This is a genomic window from Acinetobacter sp. CIP 102637, from assembly GCF_000368425.1.
Lineage (GTDB): Bacteria > Pseudomonadota > Gammaproteobacteria > Pseudomonadales > Moraxellaceae > Acinetobacter > Acinetobacter parvus.
In genome coordinates, this window is sequence record NZ_KB849435.1 from 752,583 (window position 1) to 758,582 (window position 6,000).

Here is a 6,000-nt window from a genome sequence, read left to right on the forward strand (position 1 = left end):
ACGCCTGGTTTAAATCAATCCCTTTAGGTAAATATTGCCTAATTAAACCATTCATATTTTCGCATGTGCCTTTTTGCCAGGGTGAATGTGGGTCACAGAAATATACATCTATGCCTAAATCTTCTTCGAGTGTTTTATGTTCTGCCATCTCACCTCCACGGTCATAGGTCAACGTTTTACGCAGTTCTGCAGGTAAATATTTCAGAGCTTCAGTTAAAGCCTTACGCACTGATTCTGCCTTTGCATCAGGTAATGTTGCCAAGATACAGAGCCGTGTATTTCGTTCAATATAGTCAAATCATTATAAAACTAATACAACTCAGTCTATGAATTATTTCGATTTTTTTCGAATCCTGTATGGATAATAAATTATTTTTACTATAAGGGTTGCTATCGAACTTTTGATGATGGTATGACAATTTTATATACTCCATAAACCCTTTAAATTAATTAGGTGGTTTATGTCGCACTTCAAGCTTTAGTCTGTCCTTCCCCATGTGAATCATCCAGAAATGACGATTCAGGATATTCAGATCATTGTCATTCAAATGATGATTCCAGTTCAGATTCAAGTGGTTGTGATAGTAGCAGCAATGATTAAAAAGCTCGTACCCCTATGGAAAGAGGTACGAGTTAAACGGATGATTAAGGTAGGTCAAACCAGATCATTTGGCTTTCTTGCAATGCAGTAATGGTTGCAGTTTCATCGAATACTAAAGCATCACCCGCTTTAACCAAGTGATCAGCAATCATCACTTCACCAGAAATCACATGAACATAGTTCACTTTTTTCTTTGCAGTAATCTCCAAGTGTTGATCTTTCTCAATTACCGCCGTTTTCACCTCAGCATTTTGACGGATCAGCATTGGTGCAGACTCATCACCTGCGATCAAATGCCATTGGTTTGGGTGATCTTTCGGATTCAGCTGAATTTGCTGATAAGTCGGTTCAGCATCCTGTACATTGGGTTGAATCCAGATCTGTAATAGATGCACCGCCTTGTCATGCTTGTTCATTTCACTATGGGTGACACCTGTACCCGCACTCATCAACTGCCATTCACCCGCATTGATTTGTCCCTCATTGCCCATGCTGTCCTTATGCGAAATGGTGCCATCAAGCACACAGGTCAGGATCTCCATATTGTCATGGGGATGTGTGCCGAAACCGTTATGGGCGGCAACCGTATCATCATTGATCACGCGGAGTGCACTGACACCCATATATTTCGGGTTGTACCAGCTACCAAATGAAAAGCTGTGGTAGGTATCTAACCAGCCTGCTTTGACATGACCACGGTTTTCACTACGATGTAGATAAGCATTCATCTTTCATCTCCCAGTTATTATATTTTGCTTGATTGTTATATTATCGATTCATAATGGTGATAAATAGTCTTTTATTGCGACATATTGTTCTATAAATGCAATGATTTAATCGTGTGTATGTTTTTGGATAAATAAAAAAGGCTGAATATTTTATTCAGCCTTTTTAGGTGAGATAAATTTATTTATCAAACGCTTATTTTGATTTGTTTTCCAATTGAGGAATTGCAGAGCCTTGACCAACAGCAAGTAAACCTGTTTCAGTATAGATACCGAGTTTTGCACGCGTATCAGTAATGTCGAGGTTACGCATGGTTAACTGACCGATACGATCCATTGGGGTAAACATCGAATCACCTTTCTCCATGGTCAAACGCTCAGCTTCATAGGTGAGGTTTGGAGATTCAGTGTTCATGATGGTGTAGTCATTACCACGGCGTAGTTCTAGAGTGACAGTACCTGTAATGGCTTTGGCCACCCAGCGTTGCGCTGTTTCACGCAGCATAAGCGCCTGAGAATCGAACCAGCGACCTTGATAGAGTAAACGACCTAAACGTAAACCATTAATACGGTATTGTTCAATCGTATCTTCGTTATGGATACCTGTTACCAAACGCTCATAGGCGATGTGTAACAATGCCATGCCTGGTGCTTCATAAATACCACGAGATTTCGCTTCGATGATACGGTTTTCAATTTGGTCAGACATACCAAGACCATGACGACCACCGATACGGTTTGCTTCTAGAATGAATTCCACTGGATCTTCGATACGTTGACCATTTAATGCAACAGGGAAGCCTTCCTCGAAAGTGATTGATACTTCTTCAGCATCAATTTTTACATCTTCTTTCCAGAATGCAACGCCCATGATTGGCTCAACGATTTTAATACCTGCATTGAGGTATTCCAGATCTTTAGCCTCATGCGTTGCGCCCAACATATTTGAGTCAGTCGAGTAGGCTTTTTCCTTTGACATTTTATAGTCAAAACCGTTGTCGATCAGGAACTGCGACATTTCGGCACGGCCGCCTAACTCATCAATAAAGGTTTGGTCTAACCAAGGTTTATAGATTTTAAGCGCAGGATTGGTCAATAAACCGTAACGATAGAAACGTTCAATATCGTTGCCTTTATAAGTTGAACCGTCGCCCCAAATGTTGACGTCATCTTCTTTCATCGCTGTTACAAGCATTGTACCTGTTACTGCACGGCCTAGTGGTGTGGTGTTGAAATAAGGAACACCACCAGTACTAATGTGGAAAGCGCCACACTGAATTGCAGCAATACCTTCAAGGGCAAGTTGTAAACGACAATCGATTAATCGAGCTTTGACTGCGCCGTATTGTTCAGCTTTTTTTGGAATTGCATCATAGTCATCCTCATCAGGTTGACCCAGATTCGCTGTATAGGCATAAGGTTGTGCACCTTTCTGCTTCATCCACAATAAAGCTGCTGAAGTATCGAGACCACCAGAAAAGGCAATCCCAACTTTTTTGCCTACAGGTACGTGCTGCAAGATAGTTGCATTATCAGTCATTGCTTGTCCTAACTTTTATGAGTAAAGACCCCGAACAGGTAGTCTTGGAGAATCAAAAATCGGAAGCATTGTAACACTTTTCATTAAGCTTGTTTTCTTCAAAGAAAAACTATCCAGAAAATTTATGCTCTAATGGGTTAAGTTTTTTAGTTTTTAAGATTGAAAACATGATTGTTACAAGTGTTTTGACTTTAGTGTCAGCACTTTCTCAAAAAAAAGTCATAAACACGCATAAAAATTCAGTTAGAGTATTATGCAACAAGTTGCAAAGCCAAAAATATAGAAGGAATATCATGACTAGCTATGCAAATATTTTAAAGCCATTACATCTCGGATTTACGACCATTAAAAACCGTGTGGTCATGGGGTCGATGCATTCAGGCTTGGAGGATCGTTTTTTTAATTATCCTAAACTTGCTGCTTATTTTGGTGAACGTGCCAAAGGTGGCGTCGGCTTAATCATCACGGGTGGGATTTCACCCAACCGTCAAGGCTGGTTATTACCTGCGGGCGGTACCATGAACACTCTGGCAGATATTCCTCATCACCGTCTGGTCACACATGCTGTGCATAAGCATGGAGCAAAAATCCTGATGCAAATCCTGCATTCAGGTCGTTATGGTTATCATCCATTTTCGGTTTCTTCTTCGCCAATTCAGGCACCAATTAATCCTTTTAAACCACGTCAAATGTCGGATAGCCAGATTTTGGCCACCATAGAAGATTATGCCCGTTGTGCAAGCCTGGCAAAAAAAGCAGGCTATGATGGCGTGGAAATCATGGGCTCTGAGGGTTATTTGATCAATCAGTTTCTAAGCAACCATGTCAATAAGCGCACAGACCGTTGGGGTGGCGATATTGAAAACCGTATGCGTTTTCCCGTGGAAATCGTCAAGGCGATTCGTGCCAAAGTCGGTGAAAAATTCATTATTTGTTTCCGCCTGTCCATGCTTGATTTAGTGCATGATGGCAACACTATGCAGGAAGTGATCATTATTGCTAAAGCATTGGAAAAAGCGGGAATCACACTTCTAAATACAGGAATTGGCTGGCATGAGGCGCGTATTCCGACCATTGTAACATCAGTCCCACGAGCTGCATTCGTGGATTATACCGCTGTGGTTAAACAGCATGTTTCAGTACCAGTGATTGCTTCAAACCGTATCAATATGCCAGATGTTGCTGAAGAGATTGTTGCTTCAGGACAGGCCGATATGGTGCAAATGGCACGACCATTCCTTGCTGATCCATACTGGGTTAATAAAACTGCAACCAACCGTGTTGATGAAATTAATACCTGTATCGCATGTAATCAGGCGTGTTTGGACCATGCCTTTAAAAATGAGCGTGTTAGCTGTTTGGTTAACCCGCAGGCATGTTTTGAAACAGAATTGGTTTATATCAAAACCAAGAAACCAAAACGTGTTGCGGTTGTGGGTGGCGGTGTTGCAGGGATGTCGGCTGCAACAGTTGCTGCCAGCCGTGGGCATGCTGTGACACTATTCGAAGCAAATAATGATGTGGGTGGTCAGTTTAATTTAGCGAAAGTTGTTCCCGGAAAAGAAGAGTTCCATGAAACTATTCGTTATTTTAAAGTCCAATTAAAGCAGACGGGTGTGGATGTTCGCTTAAATACCAAGGTCAATCGTGAACAGTTGGAACGTGAGGGTTTTGATGAAGTTGTGATTGCAACAGGTGTGGTGCCACGTGCCCTAAAAATTCAGGGTAGTGATGCACCACAAGTCTTGTCTTATGCAGAAGTGCTAAAAGGCGCTAAGGTTGGACATAAGGTTGCTGTGATTGGGGCGGGTGGTATTGGTTTTGATGTGTCAGAGTTTTTACTAAAACCACCACATCAACCACAGCCACAACCATTGGCAGAATGGCAACGCGAATGGGGCGTTGATCCAAACCCTAACTATATTTCTGAAGGTGGTACGCAACGTCCAGAAGTTGAAATGCCAGTACGTCAGATTTATTTATTGCAACGTAAAACAACGCCGTTGGGTATTGGCTTGGGTAAAACCTCGGGCTGGGTGCATCGTGCACAATTGAAAAAACATGGTGTGCGTATGTTGCGTGGCGTACAGTACAAGGCTGTAACTGACGAAGGCCTATGGGTTGAGCATAATGGCCATGACCAGTTATTGCGTGTGGATACCATTGTCGTATGTGCAGGCCAGGAGTCTGTAAAAGATTTAGTACCACGTGAAAATGAAACCACACTGGCAAAATATCATGTGATTGGTGGTGCTAAGTTAGCAGGTGAGCTGGATGCCAAGCGTGCAATTCGTGAAGGTGCTGAACTGGCGGCTAAACTTTAACAATTGATGAAACAATATGCATTTGAATACATTGCAGTTAAATTTTTCTTGAATAAAGGAAACAAGCTTTGTATTCTTAGGCACATGGAAGCGTGGCAGAGCGGTTTAATGCACCGGTCTTGAAAACCGACGAGGGTGTGAGTCCTCCGTGAGTTCGAATCTCACCGCTTCCGCCAAATATCTTAAAGGGAATCAAACACATAGTTTGATTCCCTTTTTATTTGGCACAATTTTGGCACTATTCGAAATTTTAGCGATCTCTTCTTTGTTCTTATCTGAATTAATCCACTTGGCATAACGCATCGTTAGCATCACTAAACTATGGCCTAGCTGTGAAGCCACATAAACTGGATTGAGACCATTCATTAAGCATACAGTCGCATAAGTATGACGAGTGTTATAGGCAGGACGATAACGTATGCCATTCGCTTTCAGTGAGGCTACAAACTTTTCGCTCAATGATTTTTGCGTAGTAAATTCCTTTCCTGTCTCATCACAGATAAATACGTGCTCATATTTGAGGTAGGTTAGTAATCTGAGTTGTTGAAATGCCTCGAAAGCAAAATCATTTAAATCTACAAATCTAGCTTTATTTGTTTTAGTGGTTTCTTGCTGAACGCCGTTCACACGACCTTTATTGATGTAAATCTGCTTATTTAAAAAATCTACATCCTGCCAAGTGAGTGCGATAATTTCTGATGGACGGCAACCTGTCCAGAATGCCACCACAAAATACCAATACACAGTTGGGTAGTCTGCAATATATTTCTCTTTTAACCAGTTCAGTATTATTTCCTTTTCCATTTCATT

At 41.5% G+C, this 6,000-nt stretch carries 4 protein-coding genes, 1 tRNA gene and 1 pseudogene; 2 read left to right on the forward strand and 4 right to left on the reverse strand.

Annotated features, from left to right (window positions below):
* Position 1 precedes the first annotated feature (1 nt).
* The 3 genes and pseudogenes from F967_RS13695 to argG form a co-directional block, all read right to left on the reverse strand.
* Positions 2–289, reverse strand: a pseudogene (locus tag F967_RS13695) (IS30 family transposase); the annotation flags it as partial.
* A gap of 356 nt (positions 290–645) precedes the next feature.
* Positions 646–1,329, reverse strand: a complete 684-nt coding sequence (locus F967_RS06625; protein WP_004760012.1) for a pirin family protein — start codon at positions 1,327–1,329, stop codon at positions 646–648.
* 193 nt (positions 1,330–1,522) lie between these two features.
* Positions 1,523–2,866, reverse strand: a complete 1,344-nt coding sequence (argG, locus tag F967_RS06630) for an argininosuccinate synthase (protein ID WP_004798967.1) — start codon at positions 2,864–2,866, stop codon at positions 1,523–1,525.
* Between the two features lie 293 nt (positions 2,867–3,159).
* On the opposite strand from argG, the gene F967_RS06635 reads away from it, so the two are divergent.
* Together F967_RS06635 and F967_RS06640 are read left to right on the forward strand one after the other, a co-directional pair.
* A complete protein-coding gene (locus F967_RS06635; RefSeq protein ID WP_004798969.1) occupies positions 3,160–5,190 on the forward strand; it encodes an FAD-dependent oxidoreductase in 2,031 nt (676 codons plus the stop codon).
* Positions 5,191–5,276: 86 nt separating this feature from the next.
* Positions 5,277–5,366 (forward strand) — tRNA-Ser (locus F967_RS06640).
* A 16-nt stretch (positions 5,367–5,382) separates the two neighbouring features.
* Here F967_RS06640 and F967_RS06645 read toward each other — a convergent pair.
* Positions 5,383–6,000 (reverse strand): site-specific integrase (locus F967_RS06645; RefSeq protein WP_004798971.1); only part of this gene is annotated, 618 nt, incomplete at its 5' end.

What these genes read in the sequence shown, in the direction of transcription:
- F967_RS06625 (WP_004760012.1), bottom strand. Translation starts at nt 1,329, where the DNA reads ATGAATGCTTATCTACATCGTAGTGAAAACCGTGGTCATGTCAAAGCA.
- argG (WP_004798967.1), bottom strand. Translation starts at nt 2,866, where the DNA reads ATGACTGATAATGCAACTATCTTGCAGCACGTACCTGTAGGCAAAAAA.
- F967_RS06635 (WP_004798969.1), top strand. Translation starts at nt 3,160, where the DNA reads ATGACTAGCTATGCAAATATTTTAAAGCCATTACATCTCGGATTTACG.